The 17,780-nt window shown below is 72.5% G+C and carries 23 protein-coding genes, 1 tRNA gene and 2 pseudogenes; 8 read left to right on the top strand and 18 right to left on the bottom strand.

The genetic code is table 11. The annotated features are described in order from the left end of the window. The first annotated feature begins 5 nt into the window (after window positions 1-5). Entirely contained in the window at window positions 6-1,367 is a 1,362-nt protein-coding gene (locus tag C5508_RS00130; protein ID WP_104522398.1) for an MFS transporter, read from the top strand. Between the two features lie 9 nt (window positions 1,368-1,376). Further along, complete coding sequence (locus C5508_RS00125; protein WP_104522396.1) at window positions 1,377-2,495, top strand: NAD-dependent epimerase/dehydratase family protein; 1,119 nt, start codon at window positions 1,377-1,379, stop codon at window positions 2,493-2,495. A 345-nt stretch (window positions 2,496-2,840) separates the two neighbouring features. Here the strand turns inward: C5508_RS00125 and C5508_RS20630 are convergent. From C5508_RS20630 to C5508_RS00100, 5 genes and pseudogenes are all read right to left on the bottom strand, one after another. Beyond that, window positions 2,841-2,897: pseudogene (locus C5508_RS20630) on the bottom strand (hypothetical protein); the annotation flags it as partial. Between the two features lie 393 nt (window positions 2,898-3,290). Continuing rightward, window positions 3,291-3,758 carry a hypothetical protein gene (locus tag C5508_RS00115; RefSeq protein ID WP_104522392.1) on the bottom strand — a complete coding sequence of 156 codons (468 nt, stop codon included), beginning with the start codon at window positions 3,756-3,758 and terminating at the stop codon, window positions 3,291-3,293. A 234-nt stretch (window positions 3,759-3,992) separates the two neighbouring features. Continuing rightward, window positions 3,993-4,658: a PaaI family thioesterase gene (locus C5508_RS00110; protein ID WP_104522390.1), complete on the bottom strand. Its 666-nt coding sequence runs from the start codon at window positions 4,656-4,658 to the stop codon at window positions 3,993-3,995. Beyond that, entirely contained in the window at window positions 4,651-5,805 is a 1,155-nt protein-coding gene (locus C5508_RS00105; RefSeq protein WP_104522388.1) for an acyl-CoA dehydrogenase family protein, read from the bottom strand. The genes C5508_RS00110 and C5508_RS00105 overlap by 8 nt, the downstream gene beginning before the upstream one ends. 132 nt (window positions 5,806-5,937) lie before the next feature. Then, window positions 5,938-6,792, bottom strand: coding sequence for an aldo/keto reductase (locus tag C5508_RS00100; RefSeq protein WP_104522386.1), 855 nt, complete (start codon window positions 6,790-6,792; stop codon window positions 5,938-5,940). A 57-nt stretch (window positions 6,793-6,849) separates the two neighbouring features. Here C5508_RS00100 and C5508_RS00095 point away from each other — a divergent pair, with 57 nt between their 5' ends. Next, window positions 6,850-7,431 carry a histidine phosphatase family protein gene (locus C5508_RS00095; RefSeq protein WP_104522575.1) on the top strand — a complete coding sequence of 194 codons (582 nt, stop codon included), beginning with the start codon at window positions 6,850-6,852 and terminating at the stop codon, window positions 7,429-7,431. Window positions 7,432-7,459: 28 nt separating this feature from the next. Here the strand turns inward: C5508_RS00095 and C5508_RS00090 are convergent, their stop codons facing one another. Beyond that, a complete protein-coding gene (locus C5508_RS00090; RefSeq protein WP_104522384.1) occupies window positions 7,460-8,563 on the bottom strand; it encodes an EAL domain-containing protein in 1,104 nt (367 codons plus the stop codon). A 124-nt stretch (window positions 8,564-8,687) separates the two neighbouring features. Here C5508_RS00090 and C5508_RS00085 point away from each other — a divergent pair, with 124 nt between their 5' ends. Next, a complete protein-coding gene (locus tag C5508_RS00085) occupies window positions 8,688-9,302 on the top strand; it encodes a TetR/AcrR family transcriptional regulator (protein ID WP_104522382.1) in 615 nt (204 codons plus the stop codon). A gap of 73 nt (window positions 9,303-9,375) precedes the next feature. On the opposite strand, the gene C5508_RS00080 is transcribed toward C5508_RS00085, so the two are convergent. After that, window positions 9,376-9,606 carry a DUF3618 domain-containing protein gene (locus tag C5508_RS00080; protein ID WP_104522573.1) on the bottom strand — a complete coding sequence of 77 codons (231 nt, stop codon included), beginning with the start codon at window positions 9,604-9,606 and terminating at the stop codon, window positions 9,376-9,378. Between the two features lie 88 nt (window positions 9,607-9,694). Between C5508_RS00080 and C5508_RS00075 the strand changes: the two genes are divergently transcribed. Beyond that, window positions 9,695-9,775, top strand: a tRNA-Leu gene (locus C5508_RS00075). Window positions 9,776-9,904: 129 nt separating this feature from the next. On the opposite strand, the pseudogene C5508_RS00070 reads toward C5508_RS00075, so the two are convergent. The 7 genes and pseudogenes from C5508_RS00070 to C5508_RS19340 form a co-directional block, all read right to left on the bottom strand. Beyond that, window positions 9,905-10,141: pseudogene (locus C5508_RS00070) on the bottom strand (integrase core domain-containing protein); the annotation flags it as partial. A 224-nt stretch (window positions 10,142-10,365) separates the two neighbouring features. Continuing rightward, window positions 10,366-10,662 carry a DUF2188 domain-containing protein gene (locus tag C5508_RS20625; RefSeq protein WP_104522378.1) on the bottom strand — a complete coding sequence of 99 codons (297 nt, stop codon included), beginning with the start codon at window positions 10,660-10,662 and terminating at the stop codon, window positions 10,366-10,368. A gap of 50 nt (window positions 10,663-10,712) precedes the next feature. Further along, complete coding sequence (locus C5508_RS00060; protein WP_104522376.1) at window positions 10,713-11,108, bottom strand: DUF6766 family protein; 396 nt, start codon at window positions 11,106-11,108, stop codon at window positions 10,713-10,715. A 10-nt stretch (window positions 11,109-11,118) separates the two neighbouring features. Beyond that, a complete protein-coding gene (locus tag C5508_RS20080; protein ID WP_232796803.1) occupies window positions 11,119-11,628 on the bottom strand; it encodes a dihydrofolate reductase family protein in 510 nt (169 codons plus the stop codon). Between the two features lie 129 nt (window positions 11,629-11,757). Beyond that, the gene (locus tag C5508_RS00050; protein WP_232796802.1) at window positions 11,758-12,711 is read right to left on the bottom strand and encodes a DUF6910 family protein; all 954 of its coding nucleotides are present in this window, start codon (window positions 12,709-12,711) and stop codon (window positions 11,758-11,760) included. A 229-nt stretch (window positions 12,712-12,940) separates the two neighbouring features. Further along, the gene (locus C5508_RS00045) at window positions 12,941-13,456 is read right to left on the bottom strand and encodes a DinB family protein (RefSeq protein ID WP_104522374.1); all 516 of its coding nucleotides are present in this window, start codon (window positions 13,454-13,456) and stop codon (window positions 12,941-12,943) included. A 52-nt stretch (window positions 13,457-13,508) separates the two neighbouring features. Beyond that, the gene (locus tag C5508_RS19340) at window positions 13,509-13,883 is read right to left on the bottom strand and encodes a hypothetical protein (RefSeq protein ID WP_104522372.1); all 375 of its coding nucleotides are present in this window, start codon (window positions 13,881-13,883) and stop codon (window positions 13,509-13,511) included. Between the two features lie 113 nt (window positions 13,884-13,996). On the opposite strand from C5508_RS19340, the gene C5508_RS19220 reads away from it, so the two are divergent. Then, window positions 13,997-14,218: a hypothetical protein gene (locus tag C5508_RS19220; protein WP_113684628.1), complete on the top strand. Its 222-nt coding sequence runs from the start codon at window positions 13,997-13,999 to the stop codon at window positions 14,216-14,218. A 13-nt stretch (window positions 14,219-14,231) separates the two neighbouring features. On the opposite strand, the gene rdgB is transcribed toward C5508_RS19220, so the two are convergent. Together rdgB and rph are read right to left on the bottom strand one after the other, a co-directional pair. After that, window positions 14,232-14,843, bottom strand: a complete 612-nt coding sequence (rdgB, locus tag C5508_RS00030) for an RdgB/HAM1 family non-canonical purine NTP pyrophosphatase (RefSeq protein ID WP_104522370.1) — start codon at window positions 14,841-14,843, stop codon at window positions 14,232-14,234. Continuing rightward, window positions 14,840-15,595 (bottom strand): ribonuclease PH, encoded by a 756-nt coding sequence (gene rph / locus C5508_RS00025; RefSeq protein WP_104522368.1) that lies wholly within the window; start codon window positions 15,593-15,595, stop codon window positions 14,840-14,842. Before rph ends, rdgB begins: the two co-directional genes overlap by 4 nt. A 78-nt stretch (window positions 15,596-15,673) precedes the next feature. Here rph and C5508_RS00020 point away from each other — a divergent pair, with 78 nt between their 5' ends. After that, on the top strand, window positions 15,674-16,078 hold the full coding sequence (locus C5508_RS00020; RefSeq protein WP_198597741.1) for a YjbQ family protein: 405 nt from the start codon (window positions 15,674-15,676) through the stop codon (window positions 16,076-16,078). Between the two features lie 51 nt (window positions 16,079-16,129). After that, a complete protein-coding gene (bcp, locus tag C5508_RS00015) occupies window positions 16,130-16,618 on the top strand; it encodes a thioredoxin-dependent thiol peroxidase (RefSeq protein WP_104522366.1) in 489 nt (162 codons plus the stop codon). Between the two features lie 79 nt (window positions 16,619-16,697). Here bcp and C5508_RS00010 read toward each other — a convergent pair whose 3' ends face one another. Together C5508_RS00010 and ligD are read right to left on the bottom strand one after the other, a co-directional pair. Beyond that, on the bottom strand, window positions 16,698-17,183 hold the full coding sequence (locus C5508_RS00010; protein WP_104522364.1) for a DUF4262 domain-containing protein: 486 nt from the start codon (window positions 17,181-17,183) through the stop codon (window positions 16,698-16,700). A gap of 195 nt (window positions 17,184-17,378) precedes the next feature. After that, the coding region (gene ligD, locus C5508_RS00005) for a non-homologous end-joining DNA ligase LigD (RefSeq protein WP_456297895.1) at window positions 17,379-17,780 on the bottom strand (402 nt) is incomplete at its 5' end.

Genomic DNA, 17,780 nt, shown 5'->3' with positions numbered 1-17,780 from the left:
CGCGCATGACGCAGACGAGGTCCCCGCTGACCCGGGCGCAGCGCCTCGACCGCCTGCCCTACACCCGCGAGCACGGGCGGCTGGTCGTCGGTTCCGGCGTGGGCTGGGCGCTCGACGCGATGGACGTCGGCCTCATCTCCTTCGTCATGGCGGCCCTCGCCGTCCAGTGGGGGCTCTCCTCCACGGAGCTGTCGTGGATCGGGTCGATCGGTTTCGCCGGGATGGCCCTGGGCGCCACTCTCGGCGGGCTGCTGGCCGACCGTTTCGGCCGGCGCCAGGTATTCGCCCTCACCCTGCTGGTCTTCGGCCTGGCCACCGGCGCCGCGGCGCTGTCGTGGTCCGTCGGCGCCCTGCTGGTCTTCCGCTTCCTCATCGGGCTGGGCCTGGGCGCGGAGCTCCCGGTGGCCTCGACCCTGGTCAGCGAGTTCGCCCCGACCCGCATCCGCGGCCGGCTGGTCGTCCTCCTCGAGGCGTTCTGGGCCGTGGGCTGGACCCTCTCGGCGCTGATCGGCTACTTCGTCGTACCCGGCAGCGACGACGGGTGGCGCTGGGCGCTCGCGCTCGGCGCGGCACCGGCGTTGTACGCCGTCGTCGTCCGCCGGGGGCTGCCCGAGTCGGTGCGCTTCCTGGAGCAACGCGGGCGCACCGAGGAGGCCGAGGCCGCGGTGCGCCGGTTCGAGTCCGCGGCCGGCGTCGAGCCGGTCGACTCCCCGCCCGCCAGGCCGGTGCCCTCTCCCGGGCCCCGCGCGCTGTGGGCTGCAGGTACCCGCCGCCGCACGGCGGCGCTGTGGGTGGTGTGGTTCAGCATCAACTTCGCCTACTACGGCGCGTTCATCTGGCTGCCCACGCTCTTGTTCAACGACGGTTTCTCGCTGGTCAAGTCCTTCGAGTACACGCTCTACATCACCCTCGCCCAGCTGCCCGGGTACGCCGCGGCCGCCTTCCTGATCGAGAAGTGGGGCCGGCGTCCCACGCTGGTCACGTTCCTCGTCGGGTCGGCCGCCGGCGCGGCGATGTTCTCGGCCGCCGACGGCGACACCGCGGTGCTGGTCACCGGCATGGTGCTGTCGTTCTTCAATCTCGGGGCCTGGGGCGCCCTGTACGCCGTGACGCCCGAGGTGTATCCGACCTCGTTGCGGGCGACCGGCGCCGGCGCGGCGGCCGGGTTCGGCCGGCTCGCCTCGATCGCGGCGCCGCTGTGCGTCCCGCCGCTGATCGGCGCGGGGGGAACCGGCGCGGTGTTCGGCGCCTTCGCCGCCTTCTTCGTGCTCGGCTCGCTGGCCGCGCTCGGGCTGCCCGAGCTCCGCGGCAAGGCCCTGGACCACGACCCGGCGGCCCGACCGGTTGGCACCGGGAAGGGCGGGTAGCGGCAGGGCATGCCGAACTTCACGCCCGGTCAGCTCGCCGGGAAGACGGTCGCCGTCACCGGGGCCAGCGGCAACGTGGGCACCGCGCTGCTGCGCCGCCTGACCGCGCCGTCCGCCGGGGCGGCCGAGGTGCGGGCGCTGTCCCGCCGCCGCCCGCCGTCCGTCGAGCCCTACGACGGCGTGCGCTGGCACCTCGCCGATCTGGGTGAAGCGGCCAGCGAGCGCGAGCTGGCCGAGTTCGTCGAGGGCGCAGACGTCGTCGTCCACCTGGCGTGGGCACTGCAGCCCGGCCGCGACCCGGAGCTGCTGCACGAGGTGAACGTCGAGGGCACCCGCCGGGTCGCCCGGGCGGCCGCCGCGGCGGGCGTGCAGCACTTCGTGCACATGAGCTCCATCGGGGCCTACGCGGGCGGGGCGCGCGGGCACCGGGTCACCGAGGACTGGCCCACCACCGGCATCCCGAGCGCCCAGTACAGCCGCGACAAGTCCGCGGCCGAGCGGGTCGTCCGCGAGGTGTTCGGCCGGCACCGGGACACCACGGTGACCGTCGTCCGCCCGACGCTGGTGCTCCAGCCGGCGGCGAGCAGCGAGATCGGCCGCTACTTCCTCGGGCCCCTGCTCCTCGGCGCCGCCCGCATGCTGCCCGGTCCGGTGGCGAAGCTGCTGCCCCTCCCCCTGCCGGCGCTGGCCATCTCCTTCGTGCACGCCGACGACGTGGCCGACGCGATCGAGCGGATGATCGACCGTCGCGCCCCCGGCCCGTTCAACCTGGCCGCCGAGCCGCTGATGGACGCCGACGCCCTGGCCAAGGCTCTGGGGACTTTCCGGCTGCCCACGCCCGCGATCGCGCTGCGGGCCGGCCTCGCCGCCGCGCACGCGGCGCACGTGGTGCCGACCGAGCCCGGGTGGCTGGACATCGGCACGCAGGTGCCGGCGCTGGACACCAACCGGGCCCGGAAGCTGCTGGCCTGGGCCCCGTTCCACCGCGGCGACGAGGTCCTGCGGCAGTTCGTGGCCGCGCTCGGCGACGGGGTCGGCGCACCGGGCGCCCTGTTCCGCCCGGCCGGCGGTCCTTCGCTCGACCCCGCCGGCGACCCGGCCAACGCACCGGGCCCGCGGGCGAACTGACCTCAGTCGGGCGCGCTGCCCAGCAGGGTGCGGGTCATCGCGTTCCGGATGTCCAGGAGCCCGTCCAGGGCCGCGGTCAGGTCCGCGGCCGACACGGCGAGGCCGTCCCCGGCCGGGGTCCGCGTGGCCGCGACGAGCGCCGCCCGGCGCAGCAGTTCCGCAGAGGTTCGACGCCGTCACCCCGCCGGTGCGGGCGATGACGTCGTCCAGACCGCTGACGTCGACCTCGAGCGTGCCGCGGTAGAGGTCGAACAGCGCCCGCCGGGCGGTCGCGTCGGGCAGTTCGAGCGCCACCGCCTGGTCGACCCGGCCGGGACGCGCTGCCAGCGCAGGCTCCAGCGGGTCGGCCCGGTTCGTCGTGAGGACGAAGACGACGTCGGCGTCCTCGGCCAACCCGTCCATCTCGTTGAGCAGCTGGAACAGCAGCGGGTGCTGCCCCGGGTGCATGCCGCGGTCCTCCGCGATGAGCAGAGGGACCCCGTCCTCCTCACACCTCGCAAGCTCGGTGCGAGCCGCGGGACGGGGCCTGGGCGATGAGGTGCAGCGCGTTCCCCGTGAGCTGGATGACGGTGGTGTCGCGCAGGCTGCTGACCAGGTAGCGGACCGTGTGGGTCTCCCGACCCCGGGCGGCCCGTACAGCAGCAGCCCGCGCTTGAGGTGCTGGCCCGCGGCGAGCAGCCGCGCCTTGTGGCGGGCGACGTCGACGACCTGCCGCTGGATCTCCGCCAGCGTCTCTGCCGCCAGGATCAGCTGGTCGGCCCGCATCTGCGGACGGCGGTGGAACTGCAGGAGCGTCTACCCGTGACCGAACACCTCCTGGCCGAAGGACAGCACCTGGTCGCGGAACACGTTGTGCTCGATACCCGCGGCGCGGATCTCGGCGGCCGCGCGGGCGGCGGCGGCCGCGTCGGTGCTGACCACCTGCATCGAGACGTGCGGTGTGCCGAACTCCGGGGACGAACCGCGCAGCAGCAGGGCGGTTCGGTTCCCGTCCGGCTCGGTGACGAGGTAGATCGCGCACCGCTGGCAGGCGCGCACCTCGCCGTCCGGCCCGCTGGCGAGGTTCACCGTGGCCGGGTTGCCAGGGCGCAGCCCGTGGTGGAAGCGCTCGCCGTCCTGCCCCAGCAGCTCACCGAGACCGAAGACGGCGTGCTGGAACCCCGCGATGCCCACCAGTGCGTGCGCCCGCCCCGGCGACGCCAGCCACGCGTCGAGGCCCGCCTGCACGTTGACGTGCTCGTAGCCGGGCCAGTTCTCCTCCACGACGTCGAGCCCGTCGGCGGCGGAGCCCAGGTGACCGGCGAGGAGCCGCGAGAGCTGCGGCCGCTCCTCGACCCGTGCCGGGCAGCGGCGCCGGCGGCCTCGTCGTCGTGGAAGGTCAGGCGCAGCTCCGAGCTGTACGCCGAGTCGCTCATCGGGTGCTGTCCTCCGGTCGTCGTGGGTCGACGGACCGTAGCGGAACCAGCGGGTGCCGTCCGCCAGTTTCCACGCGGGAGGTCAGGTCCGCTCGCTCCAGGCGCCGACGACCCGGCCGGTCCGGGCGAAGACCTCCGCCGCCCGCTCCGCACGCAGCGCGACGAGCAGTGCCTCGCCCTCGGCGAGGATGGTGTCGGGGTCGGCCTCGGCGACGAGCCGGGCGGTCGCGGTGGCCCGCCGGCCCTCGATCGAGACGAGTTCGCCGGTGACCACCAGCGGCACCCCGAGGCGCACCGGACGCCGGAAGGTCACCGTCAGCGTCGCGGTCAACCCACCGTGCCCGGCGCCGCGGGCGGACCGGGCGAGGACGTGGTCCAGCAGGGTGGCGACGACGCCGCCGTGGACCAGCCCGGGCGGGCCCTCGAGCTTCTTCCCCACCGTGACGTGCCCGACGCAGCGGCCCTCGTCCGGGAAGTCCTCGACGACCATCGGCGGCGCCACCGGGCTGCCCGGCCCGTACACCGGGCTGTACCAGCGCTGACCCGACTCGGGGTCGTCGACGGAGGCGATCTCGTGCACCTCGCGCAGGTCCTCCGACAGCAGCGCGGTGAGCTCGCGCGCCGCCCGGGCCGCCTCGGCCAGCCGGTCCAGCGGCACCTCGGTGCGGACGGCGGCGTCGACCAGGTCGCGCAACGCCTCACCCAGCTCGCCGACGGCCTCCCGCCGGATCGCGCGGTCGTCAGGCACGCGGCATGCCGGCCTCGCGCAGCAGCGCGCCGCCGATGATCACCCGCTGCACCTCGCTGGTGCCCTCGTACAGGCGGTACAGGCGGGCGTCCCGGTAGAAGCGCTCGACCGGCGTCGTCCGCAGGTAGCCCATGCCGCCGTGCACCTGCACCGCCTTGTCGACCGCGCGGCCCACCATCTCGGTGCAGAACAGCTTCGCCGACGACGGGCCGACCGAGGTGTCCGCGCCCGAGTCGTACCGGGCGGCGACGTCGCGCACCATGCTCCGGCCGGCGAGCAGCTCGGCGTGCATGTCGGCGAGCATTGCCTGCACGAGCTGGAAGCGGCCGATCGGCGCCCCGCCCTGCTTGGCGGTGGCGGCGTAGGCGACGGACTCGTCGAGCACCCGCTGCGCCATCCCGACGCAGAGCGCGGCGATGTGCAGCCGGCCGCGGGAGAGCACGGTGAGCGCCTTGGCGTACCCGCGGCCCTCCTCGCCGATCAGCGCCTCGGCGGGAACCCGCACGTCGTCGAACCAGACCTCGGCGGTCCAGGCGCCGGCCTGCCCCATCTTCTTGTCCTTGGGGCCGACGGTGACGCCCGGCGTCGAGGTCTCGACGACGAAGCTGGAGATGCCCCGCCCACCCTTCTCCTCGGGGTTGGTGCGCGCGAAGACGACGAACAGGTCGGCCAGCGGGGCGTTGGTGATGTACCGCTTGCTGCCGTTGATCACCCAGGAGTCGCCGTCCCGGCGGGCGCTGGTGCGCAGGGCCGAGGGGTCCGAGCCGGCCTCCGCCTCGGTGAGGGCGAAGGAGCCGATCAGCTCCCCGGCGGACAGGCCGGGCAGGTACTTCTTCTTCTGGTCGTCGTCGCCGAAGCGGGCGATGACCTGACCGGAGATGCCGTTGTTCGTGCCGAACAGCGAGCGGAAGGCCGGCGTCGTGTAGCCGAACTCCATCGCGAGCTCGACGTCCTCGCTCATCGTGACGCCGAGCCCGCCGTACTCCTCGGGCAGCGCGTAGCCGAACAGGCCCATCTCGGCGATCTGCGCGCGCAGCTCGTCGGGGATGCGGTCCTCCTCCTCGATCTGCTCCTCGAGGGGCAGGACCGATTCACGGACCAGCTGGCGAACGGCGTCCTTGATCTGGCGGAAGTCCTCGGCGTCCACGACGACATTGTCGTCCTACCGGACGACACCGCGACCAGGTACCCACGCAGACGCCGCTGAGCCGGTCCGTCGTTCCTCGCGGGACCCTCCGGGCCCCACTCGTCGCGACCGTGCCCAGCGGCGCCGAGCGCGTCAGGCGAGGGCGTCCAGGCGGGCCATGTCCTCGCCGGACAGGGTGAGCCGGGCGGCGCCGAGGTTCTCGGTCAGGTGGTCGACCGACTTGGTGCCCGGGATGGGCAGGATGACCGGCGACTTCTGCAGCAGCCAGGCCAGCGCGACCTGCGACGGCGTCGCGTCGAGCTCGCGGGCGATGTCGGCCACGGGGCTGTCCGGCGAGGCCAGGTCACCGGTGGCGATCGGGAACCACGGGATGAAGGCGATGCCCTCGGCGGTCGCGTAGTCCAGGACGTCCTGGCTCTGCCGGGTGGTGAGGTTGTAGAGGTTCTGCACGCTGACGATCTCGGTGATCTCGCGGGCGGCCTTCAGCTCGTCGACCGAGACCTCGGAGACGCCGATGTGCCGGACCTTGCCCTGCTCCTTGAGCTCGGCGAAGGCACCCAGTTGGTCGGCGAGGGGCACCTCGGCGTCGATGCGGTGCAGCTGGATGAGGTCGATGCGGTCGACCTTGAGGTGCCGGAGCGAGAGCTCAACCTGCTGCTTGAGGTAGGCGGGACGGCCGACGGGCGTCCAGATGCCGGGGCCCTGGCGGGTGAGCCCGGCCTTGGTCGCGATGACCAGGTTCTCGGGGTAGGGGTGCAGCGCCTCCGCGATGATCTGCTCGCTGACCTCGGGGCCGTAGGAGTCGGCGGTGTCGATGAAGTCGACGCCCTGCTCGATCGCGGCCTTCACCACGCGGACGGCGGCGGCGCGGTCGGCCGGCTCGCCCCAGACGCCGGGGCCGGGGAGCTGCATGGCGCCGTAGCCGAGCCGGTGGACGGGGAGGTCTCCGCCGATGCTGAACGTGTCACTGAGCTGTGCGGTGGTCATGCCAGGGCCAGCACGGGACGACGCGCGTGTGTTCCCGCGGGCGTGTTCGATGGCGGCATGGGCGAACTCGTCGTACTGAGGCACGGGCAGACCGAGTGGAGCCGGACCGGGCAGCACACCGGCACGACCGACCTCCCGTTGCTCGACGAGGGCGAGGAGCAGGCCCGCTCGCTGCGCCCGGCCATGACGGCGCGGGAGTTCGTCGAGGTCCGGGTGAGTCCGCTGCAGCGGGCCCGGCGGACGGCCGAGCTCGCCGGGCTCGCCGCCACCGACGTCGACCGGGACCTCGTGGAGATCGACTACGGCGGCTACGAGGGCCGGACCACCGCCGAGATCAGCGAGGAGCTGGGCCGCGAGTGGTCGATCTGGCGGGACGGGACGGTCGGTGCCGAGAAGCCGGGTGAGTCGCTCGCCGACGTCGGCGTCCGGGTGGACCGGGTGCTCGACCGGGTGCGGGAACGGCTGGCCGACGGAGACGTCGCGCTGGTGGCCCACGGGCACGTGCTGCGTGTACTGACCGCCCGCTGGCTGGAGCTGGAGCCGCAGGCCGGCGCGCTGTTCGCGCTGCCCGCCGGGCGCTACGGCGTCCTGGGGCACGAGCACGGCCGGCCGGTGCTGACCGGGTGGGCCCTGGGCTGACCGACGTCGTGCCGGGAGCACCGTGGGGTCAGCGGGTGACCGGCTGCCAGCGCCCCTCGGGCTCCTCGACCGGCGGTTGGGGCCGCACCGGGCGGCCGAACAGCCAGCCCTGACCCATGTCCGCGCCCAGCGCGGTCATCTCGTCGGCCAGTTGCTCGGTCTCGATGCCCTCCGCCACGACGACGGCCCCGAGCTGGTGGGCGAGGTCGGTGACCGCCTTCAGCACCGTGCGGGCGCCGTCGTCTGGCAGCTCCTGCACCAACCCCTTGTCCAGCTTCACCACGTCCGGCCTGACGGCGGCCAGCAGGGACAGGCTCGACCAGCCGGCGCCGACGTCGTCGAGCGCGACCCGCCAGCCCAGCGAGCGGTAGTGCTCGAGCACCGACACGAGGTGTCCGCGGTCGGCGATCGCGTGGGACTCGACGACCTCGAAGACCAGCTGGCCGGGGGCGATCCCGACGTCGTGGGCCACCCGCTCGGTGCTGGCCAGGCAGACCTGCGGCCGGTAGATCGAGGTCGGGTTGAAGTTCACGAACAGGTCGTCGTCCCCGAGCCACGGCACGGCCCCGGCGATTGCCGACTCCCGGCCGATCCGGTCCAGGCGGTGCAGCCAGCCCGCGGACTCGGCGACGAAGAACAGGTCCCCACCACCTACCTCGCGTCCGTCCACCAGTCCGCGCAGCAGCGCCTCGTGGGCGACCACGGATCGGTCGGCCAGCGAGACGATCGGCTGGTAGACCGACCAGAACTCCGCCTCGGCCAGGACGCCGACCTCGACCGTCACCCCTCGCCGGGCGAGCTCGACGGCCAGCGTGGGGGCGGTCAGCAGCCGGGCGGTGAGCGCGACGCCGTCGTCCGGCGGGTTCGTGGCCACCCGCACGGCCTCGGTCTCCGCGGCGGTCAGCTCACGGGCCAGCCGCTGGAACAGGGTCTCCAGACCGCGACCGCCCCGGTCGTCGACGATGTCGACCAGCTGGGGCGCGGAGTGGACGGTCAGGCCGAGCGCCTTCGCGGTGCGCGACACATGCGGCAGCACGTGCCCGATCGAGGTGGCGAGCAGCGCCCGGGTGGCACGCCCGGGGACCTCCCAGTTCTGGCGGCAGCCACAGACTCCGCCGCAGATCGTTCCCACGGGAAGAGGGTGACTCACGCCCGCGGGCGTTCGGTATAGGCGCGCTGCTGTATCCGATCCACTTCCGGGGGTACTCGCAGGGGATCTGCAACATGTTCACAACTTGAATGTCTAAGGTTTGGCCATGGCCGCTCTCCCCACAGCCGAAGAAACCCGACCCAGCCGCGGCGGCCGTCCGCGCGATCCGAGCCGGGACGGCGTCATCCGCGCCGCGATCCTGCAGCTGCTCGCCGACGTGGGGTACGGCGCGCTGACCATGGATGCGGTCGCGGCCGAGGCCGGCGTGGGCAAGGCGACGATCTACCGCCGCTGGCGGACCAAGCAGGACCTCGTCGTCGACACGATCTCCGACCTCAACCGCGCCGAGGCCCAAACTCCCGACACCGGCTCCCTCGAGGGCGACCTGCGGGAGCTGCTGCGCACGCTGGTCGGCGTCGTGAACGGCCCGACGGGTGCGGCCACCCTTTCCCTGCTGTCCACCGTCCCGCGTCAGCCGGCTCTCGCCGAGGCCTTCCACAACGGCCCGCTCGCGGTCTGGCAGCAGTCCTTCGAGGCGGTGTTCGACAAGGCGGAGGCGCGCGGCGAGGTCTCCCCCACCTTCCGCACGTCGATCGCCGCCGAGACCGTCAGCGCCCTGCTGGTGCAGCGCTGGCTGCTCACCGGCCGCACCGTCGACGAGACCTTCGCCGACCAGGTCCTCGACTCGGTCGTCCTGCCCCTGATCCGGGCCACCGCCTGATCCGCTGAGAACGCACGAAGGCCGGTCCACCCCGCGGGGTGGACCGGCCTTCGACGTCTGAGGGTGTGCGCGGTCAGCGCTTCCGGTGCCGGACCTTCTGCACGACGACGAACGTGATCAGCAGGCCGACGGCGCCGACCGTCGCCTGGCCGGCCGGGGTCTGCAGGAAGCGCTGGACGGCGTCCTTGCCCTTGCTCTTGAGGCGGGTCGGGCTGGTCCGGTAGGCGATCTGGTCCAGCGTGGCGGCCAACGACTCCCGGGCCGAGTCGATCTCCAGCTGAATCTGTCGTGGGTCGCGAGGCACGGCGACAGCCTGCCAGACGGCGCACGGGTCAGCGCGCCGACCGTCCTCGACGACACCCGGTCGGGGCACTCCTAGACTCGGCGGCCACGCGGGAGTGGTGTAACGGCAGCCACGCCAGACTTAGGATCTGGTGCCTTCGGGCGTGCGGGTTCGACTCCCGCCTCCCGCACTAGTGCGTCTCCCCTGGCCAGCGGCTGAATGGCTCGCCAGGACTTCCGGATCACAGCGGCGTGAGTCGAGCCGTAACCCAACCCGCAACCCAACATCGGGTCGTAGACGGGTGTGAACCGCCCCGGGTTCAGTAGAGGCTCGGTTCTGCCGGTTGGTCCTCGGTGAGGCCGGCGATCTGACGGTAGTAGTTGTCCTCGAACTCGACGGGCGGGATGTCGCCGCAGTGGCTGTGGAGTCTGCGGTGGTTGAACCAGTCGACGTACTCGAGGGTCGCGAGTTCCACGTCGTCGAGACCCCGCCAGCGGCCGCGGCGGCGGATGAGTTCAGTTTTGTAGAGCCCGTTGAGGCTCTCGGCGGCGGCATTGACGCGAAGAAAGCCGACGCGCTCTTCAGGATCGAGTTCGCCCGCCGGAGTTCGAACACCTCGCGACCTGGGTCAACGGCCCGCGCTTCTCGCCCGTCCGCTCCCGTGTCTCGAACACCATCCGCACGGCCCGGTCACGCAGCTCGTCGGGGTACTTCTTCGGTGCTGGCACTGGCCCACTCTCCCGTGGCTTCAGTGCCTCCATCGAACCCGGGGCGGTTCACCTACTCGATGCAGCTTGTGGATCGGTGTGGCCTCAAGAAGATGGACGTGCCGCGCGCGGTCCGCCGATTACCCCTGACGCCGGACAGGTCGTCGTCGTAACCGTCACACTGCTCGACCTGCCCCTTCCGACCATGCAGGACGTACTCGACGCATTCCTCTCGCGCCATTCGGCGCGCTTCTTCCTGCGCCTCACCCTGGGTCCGGTAGATCGCGATCGGCTCTTTGCCGCTCTCCCGGCGTACGACCCAACCGCCGTGGTCCTGGGGAACGACGTGGATGACGTCACGGCGCGGCATCGAGAATTATCTCCCCTCGAAGCTTGCAAGATCAGGCCCATGCAAGCGGCTCAGACGCGCTGCTCTGCTTCGGCCTTCTCTTCTTCCCGATACTCAAACTCGGCAGGGTCGACACCCTGCTCTGTGAGAAGCCGGTCGATCTTGGCTTCCAGTCTTTCGTCTCCCTCCTTGGACTGAGACGAACCCCAGAAGAAGAAGAGGGACAGGCCAGCCGCCTGCCACACCAACTGCAAGAACTCCGACTGCCAGTTCTCAAAAGTTGCCGAGAAGAACTGCGGCCAGAACTCAGACCATTCGAAGTTCGTCCCGTGCTCGGCCGCGTCGTTGCTCACCTCGGCCAACTGAAAGAGGAACTGTCCCAGCCAGGACAGCAGGAATAGCAACCCGGTCACAATGCCGAATGAGTAAGCCTTTGTGAACCGGGGCCGGTTCTTCGAGCGCGACACGACTCCTCCTTCACTCACGCCGCCTGCGCCGACGGCTGAAACGATCTTCAGTGAGCGGACAGGCTGCCGCATGTTGAGCCGAGAGGCGGGTCCTCTTCATCCGCACCGGGACGGCGTCACGGACCGCCCCCACGGTTCGCCACCAGACACCGCCCGTCCTTCTGCACCCTGGTCGGTAGCCGCCTACCGGAAGGAGCCCGCTGTGCTGGGGCAGACCCCCAAGCCACGGAAGGTCTACTCGGAAGAGTTCCGAGGAGAACACCACCTTCGACATGTCCCGCCAGCGGCGGGCGAACTCCATCTCCGCCGGCGTGGCACCCGACTGCTGGTCGGCGGTCGGCCAGTGCGAGCTCATCGTCTGCCACAGTCTCCGCCCGTACAGGGCCGTGCCGGTCGCCCCGACCCGGTCGGACCACCACGAGAACCGCTCGTGGCTCGGCACGCTCCAGCCGAGGTCGCCGCCGGGCGTGGCGATGTAGCCGTCCAGGCTCACGTTCATGCCGAAGGTCAGCTTTCCCACGGCGCCAGCCCTCCATGAGTCGGTGCTCGGTGTGCAGACCGGAACGGCGCGGGAAGCTCATCGGTCAGGTCACGCGGAGAGTCGACCTCTCCGTCGACGGCCCGACGCTCGCCGCCCGGGCGATTCGAGTCAGTCGAGATCGACGCGCAGGTCCAGCTCCGCCGCGGGCGTCATCGGATCGTCGTCGTCCACGACGGCGAGCAGGTGCACCGTGCCGCCCTCGACCCGGCGCACGGCCAGCCCCTCGACCTTGTGCACGTGGCCGTCGACCTCGGGGATGGGCGCGACGGCCAGAACCCCGTCGTCGTCCAGCAGCGCGATCGCCGTGGCGACCACCGGCCCGTCGTCGACGGCGTTGGGCGTGTCCTCCGCGGCGGCGCTCAGCAGCACCCGCCCGTCGGGCAGGGAAATCGCATCGGTGACGGCCAGCCCCACGCCCTCGACCTCGCCGAGCTCGTACTCCATCGGCCGCTCCACCGGCACCGCGGCGGCCTCACCGCGGCCCAGCACGGCCGCGACCAGTCCCTGCAGCGGGACGTCCACGCTGGCCGATCGCACCCCGGCCATGAGGTTGCCCCGGTTGAACAGGCGGACCGTGCCGGCGTGCCTGCTGGCCCCCTCGAGGTTCAGGTGGTCCATCGGCAGGCCGAGCCGCTCGGCGACGCGCTGGTAGACCGGACCCAGCTCGGCGGCCCGCACCTCCGGCGCGCCGTCGACCAGTCGCACCAGGACACCGCGCATCCGCCGCGGCGAGGAACCCGAGCCGAGCAGCAGCACGGCGGCCTTCCCGTCGACCTCGGCGGGGCAGGCGACCTCGAGGTCGGGCTTGAGGCGTTTCGTCCCGGCGGCCTCGCTGAAGGTGTCATGGCCCTCCACCGGAGGAAGCACCCGGATCGGCGTGACGCCGCCGTCGCGGCGCCACGCCGCGATCACGGAGTCGTCCTGGGCGATCAGCCACCCGTCGCCCAGCGGCGCCACCCCGGAGGCCGCCGTCACCGGCGTCCCGTCGTCGAACCTCAGCTGCCTGGCAGCCTCCACGTAGACCCGCACGGAGCGGAAGTGCCCCGGGGGCGCGGCGGTCACGCCCCGGCGGTCGGACCGGGGACGGCGGCCAGCCGGCCGTCCAGCCAGCGTTCCAGTTCGACCACCGGCATCGGCCGGGCCATGTGGTAACCCTGCGCCCACATCGCAGCCCAGCGCGTTCAGGGCATTCCGGGGGCCTGGTCCTCGACGCCCTCGGCGACGGTCCAGCGACGGCGTGCCAGAGGGCAGCGGTGCGGAGCGTCCCCCTCCGGATGGTCCGGCGCGCTGGTCAGTAGTAGCCCCTCTCCCCGTCGGTCATCTCCCTGAGGAGATCCAGGTGCCCGACATGGCGGGCCACCTCCTCGACCATGTGGCCGAGGATCCAGCGCAGGGAGAGCTGATCGGTGCCGTGCTCCCGGTTACGCCCCCGATCGTCCAGGGAGGCAGCTGCCACCACCGCGTCGGAGTCGGCGCACTGCCGCGCGTACTCCTCGAGCAGCTGGGCGAGCGGGATCCCGTCCACCTGGAAGTCGGCGTCCGGCACGCCTCCGAACTGCGGGTTGTCCTCCGTGCCGCGGTCGAGGAAGAGCACCTGGAACCAGCAGTGCTCCACCCAGCGCAGGTGGGACACCAGGCCCGCGACCGTCATCAGCGGCGACGTCGGAACCAGCGGCCGGTGCGCCGCAGCGTCGTCGAGGCCTTCGCATTTCTGGTGGACGACGGAGCGCTGCAGGTTCAGCCAGCCGAGCACCTGGGTCCGTTCGTCGCCGTCACCGGGCGGTCGCACACGCGCGGGAATGGTCACGCCGCCGGACGCTAGCGGTCGGCGGCGGCGGGAGGTCAGGGATCGGTCGCGGTCAGGTCCACAGGACGGCGATCAGCACGTTGAGGATCGCCAGCGCCCCTGTCGCGTGGAAGAACGGCAACGGCGACTTCGGGTCCGCCTGACCGGCGGCGGCCGCCCGCTGCTTGCGCGCGGCGAGGAAGACCGTGACGACGGCGAGCACCGTGACGACGAGCTTGACGCCGATCTTCGCGTGGTCCACCGGCAGGTCGTCCGCCTCGCGCACGCCGACGAGTGCCAGCCCCGACACCAGCTGGACCAGCGCACCGATCTGCATCAGCCGCGGCTCGAAGCCGGCCTTGCGGCTCACCTGGAACAGGAACGGCCCGATGATGAGGGACAGCCCCAGGATGTGGACGACGACGAGGAGAAGACGCACGAACTCCATTCCGGCAGGCTAGCGAGCCGCTCCGGGTGCGCTGTGTCACCCGGTTCACCCAGCTGGGGGGGCTGGGGCCGCCGGGTCTTCGGTTCCCCGGCGGGCCGGTCGATCAGGAGTGCATGACCTCCAGCGCCTCCCCGAACGCCACCTGGCTCCCGGCCGCTCTGGTGCGTGCCGCCGTGCTGCACTCCCCCGCTGCCGCCCCCGCCCGGGGCCGGCACCGCGCTCCGGAGTTCGGCGGCGTCCAGATGGCCACCGAGGAGGAGCTGGTCCGCCCCGGCCGGCACGCCGAGCCGGAGGAGGAGGACTCGCTGGCCTGGCTGGGGTTCAGCTTCCGCTGACGCCCCGCGCGGCTCACCGGGCGCCCAGCACCTCCGCGAGCACCGGCACCAGCGCGGCGAACGCCTGGCCCCGGTGGCTGCGCGCGTCCTTCTCGGCCGCCGAGAGCTCCGCGGAGGTGAGCTCCAGGCCCTCCGGGACGAACACGGGGTCGTAGCCGAAGCCGTTGCTGCCCCGCTTCTCCCGCACGACCCGCCCGCGCCACTCCCGCTCCAGCACCCGCTCGATGCCGTCGGGCGTCACCAGCGCCGCCGCGCACACGAACGCCGCGCCCCGCCGCTCGTCCGGCACGTCGGCCAGCTGGCCCAGCAGCAGCGCGGTGTTGGCGTCGTCGTCGCCGTGCCGCCCCGACCACCGCGCCGACAGCACCCCGGGCATCCCGTTGAGCGCGTCCACGCTGAGGCCCGAGTCGTCGGCCACCGCGGGCAGCCCGGTGTGCCGCACCGCCTCCCGGGCCTTGAGCAGCGCGTTGTCCGCGAACGTGGCTCCGGTCTCCGGCGCCTCCGGGTACTCCTCGACGTCGCGCAGTCCCACCACGTCGACGCCGGGCACCGCGGTCGCCAGGAGCCGCTGCAGCTCCGCGAGCTTTCCCGGGTTCCGGGTCGCGAGCAGCAGCCGGGTGCTCATCGCTTCGCCGGAGGCGAGGCCAGCGCCTCGGCCTGCAGTCGGGTGAGCTCGCCGCAGCCGGCGACCGCGAGGTCCAGCAACGCGTCCAGCGTCGGGCGGTCGAACACCGCGCCCTCGGCGGTGCCCTGCACCTCGACGAACCCGCCGTCCCCGGTGCAGACGACGTTCATGTCGGTACCGGCGCGCACGTCCTCCTCGTAGTGCAGGTCCAGCCGCGGCTCGCCGTCGATCACGCCGACGCTCACCGCGGCGACCGACTGCACCATCGGGTTGGGCTTGGCCAGCTTCTTGCGCTCGCCCAGCCAGGAGACCGCGTCGGCCAGCGCCACGTAGGCCCCGGTGATCGCTGCCGTCCGAGTGCCGCCGTCGGCCTGCAGGACGTCGCAGTCGATCGCGATGCTGTTCTCCCCCAGTGCGCCGAGGTCGATCGAGGCACGCAGCGACCGGCCGATGAGCCGGCTGATCTCGTGCGTGCGACCGCCGATCTTGCCGCGCACCGACTCGCGGTCGCTGCGGGTGTGCGTCGCCCGCGGCAGCATCGAGTACTCGGCGGTGACCCAACCAAGGCCCGAGCCCTTGCGCCAGCGCGGCACCCCCTCGGTCACGCTGGCCGCGCACAGCACCCGGGTGCGGCCGAACTCGACGAGCACCGAGCCCTCGGCGTGGTCGAGCCAGTTGCGGGTGATGGTCACCGGGCGGAGCTGGTCGGCCGAGCGACCGTCGGAGCGGGCGGTGGTTCGAGGCTGCGTCACGTGTGCCGACAGTAGTGCGGTGCCGGCGCGGGGGCGTCGGGTCGCCGTGGGCTCGGGCCGGTGGGGAGGATCCGTTCCATGAGATCGGAGCTGCGCGCCGTTCGCACCGGAGCCGTACCCGTCGTCGTCGACCTGACCGACGAGTGCGCGGAGTTCGTCCGCGCGGAGGCCGACGGGCTGCTGCACGTCTTCGTGCCGCACGCCACCGCCGGCCTGGCCATCCTGGAGACCGGATCGGGCAGCGACGACGACCTGCTCGCCCAGCTCGACGAACTGCTCCCCCGCGACGACCGCTGGCGGCACCGGCACGGCAGCTCGGGTCACGGCCGTGACCACGTGCTCCCGGCGTTCGTCCCCCCGCACGCCTCGGTGCCGGTGCTGGAGGGCCGCATGCAGCTCGGCACCTGGCAGCGCATCTGCCTGGTCGACACGAACGTGGACAACCCCACCCGGCACGTGCGGTTCTCCTTCCTCCGGGGCTGATCGAACCGCCCCCTTGCGGGTGGTGCGCAGGGACACGGCAGGATTCCCGGCATGACCGGAACCGACGCAGCGCCCGTCCGCCTCACCGCCGGCGACCCCGCGCCGGAGTTCACGCTGCCCGACGCCGAGGGCAACCAGGTCTCGCTGGGCGACTACCGGGGCCGTCGCGTGATCGTCTACTGCTACCCCGCCGCCCTCACGCCCGGCTGCACCACCCAGGCGGTGGACTTCACCGCCGCCGCGGGCGACCTGGCCGAGGCCGGGCTCGACATCGTCGGGATCTCGCCCGACCCGGTGGAGAAGCTGCTGCGGTTCCGGGACGAGGAGAAGCTGGCCATCACGCTGGTCTCCGACCCGGACAAGGACGTGCTCAAGGCCTACGGCGCATACGGCACCAAGAAGCTCTACGGCAAGGAGGTCGTCGGGGTCATCCGCTCGACCTTCGTGATCGACGCCGAGGGCCGGGTGGAGAAGGCCTCGTACAACGTGAAGGCCACCGGTCACGTGGCCAAGCTCCGGCGCGACCTCGGCCTGGACTGAGGAAGGACCGCCCTGCCCCCCGCCACTCGCAGGCTCACGACGCCGATCTGCAGGGCGGCCGACCCGGACGAACCTTCTCCTATGCCCGCCAGGTGCCGGGCCGAGGCTGGCAGTCCTCCTCGCACGGGTAGCCGGCGTCCCACGGGAACAGGCCACCCGGCAGCGCCCAGGTGAGCTGGTAGGCGGGGACCGAGAACTCGTCGGGTCGCCCGTAGAAGCGGTTGGCCGAGAACAGCACCTCCCCGGGGTTGGGCAGTTCCTCGATCGCGATCACCGGGGTCCCGTCGTCGTCGGCGACGACCTCACCCGGCACGAGGTCACGACCGTCGAGCACCATGTCCGCGACAGTGTTGAGCACGCCGCACGCCGTCTCGTACCCCACGCCGACCACGACCAGCTCGGGATGCCCCACCCCGAAGAGCCCGACCGTGTACCCGAAGGACGGTTCGCCGCTGCCCTCGCCGGCGGCGACGTACTGGACGGCCACCCGGTGCCGCCGGATGACCTGCGCGAGCCGTGCGTCCTCCTGGTCGAGCCAGGCGATGGTCTGCGGATCCTGCGTCATGCCGACAGCTTCGGTGCCGGCACCGACAGATCGCGCGCCCGTGGCGGACCTGTGGACGCGGCCCGGGCCTGGGGACTCGCGGACCGCCGGCCTCCGCGGAGGTGCTCCGGCCACCGGTCGAGCCGGCCGCCGGCGCCGGATCGAGCCGGAGCACGTGGGCGGCGGCGGCCGCCAGCCACGCTCCGCCGAGGAAGGTCAGGACCAGGCTTCGACGTCGGCCTCCGCGGAGTCGCTCACGCGCCCCTCCTCGGCTCCCGCTGCCGCTCGCTTGCGGCGCTTCCCCTCGTGCATGGCCTGCACCCGGGCCACCGGGATGGTGTGGCCCTCGGCGACCAGGTCCGCCGGCAGCCGCTGGGGCTCCGGGAGCGCCTCGGCCCACGGATCGCGGTCGCCGAGCAGTCCGGCCGCCGTCGTCACCGTGAAGTCGGCGGGCCGGGCGTCGTCCAGCTCGTCCCAGCCGACCGGGAAGGAAACGGGCAGCCCGCGGCGGATCCGCGGGCTGTAGGCGGCGACGATCGTCCCCTGCCCCGAGCGCGTCGAGTCGACGAAGTCTCTTATAAACCCTTGACGCCGACGACGAAGAGGACATTGTAGAGA

This window comes from Blastococcus atacamensis (assembly GCF_002938425.1).
Lineage (GTDB): Bacteria > Actinomycetota > Actinomycetes > Mycobacteriales > Geodermatophilaceae > Blastococcus > Blastococcus atacamensis.
Note: the sequence above shows the minus strand (reverse complement) of the source record. Positions and strands in the feature narration are given on the sequence as shown.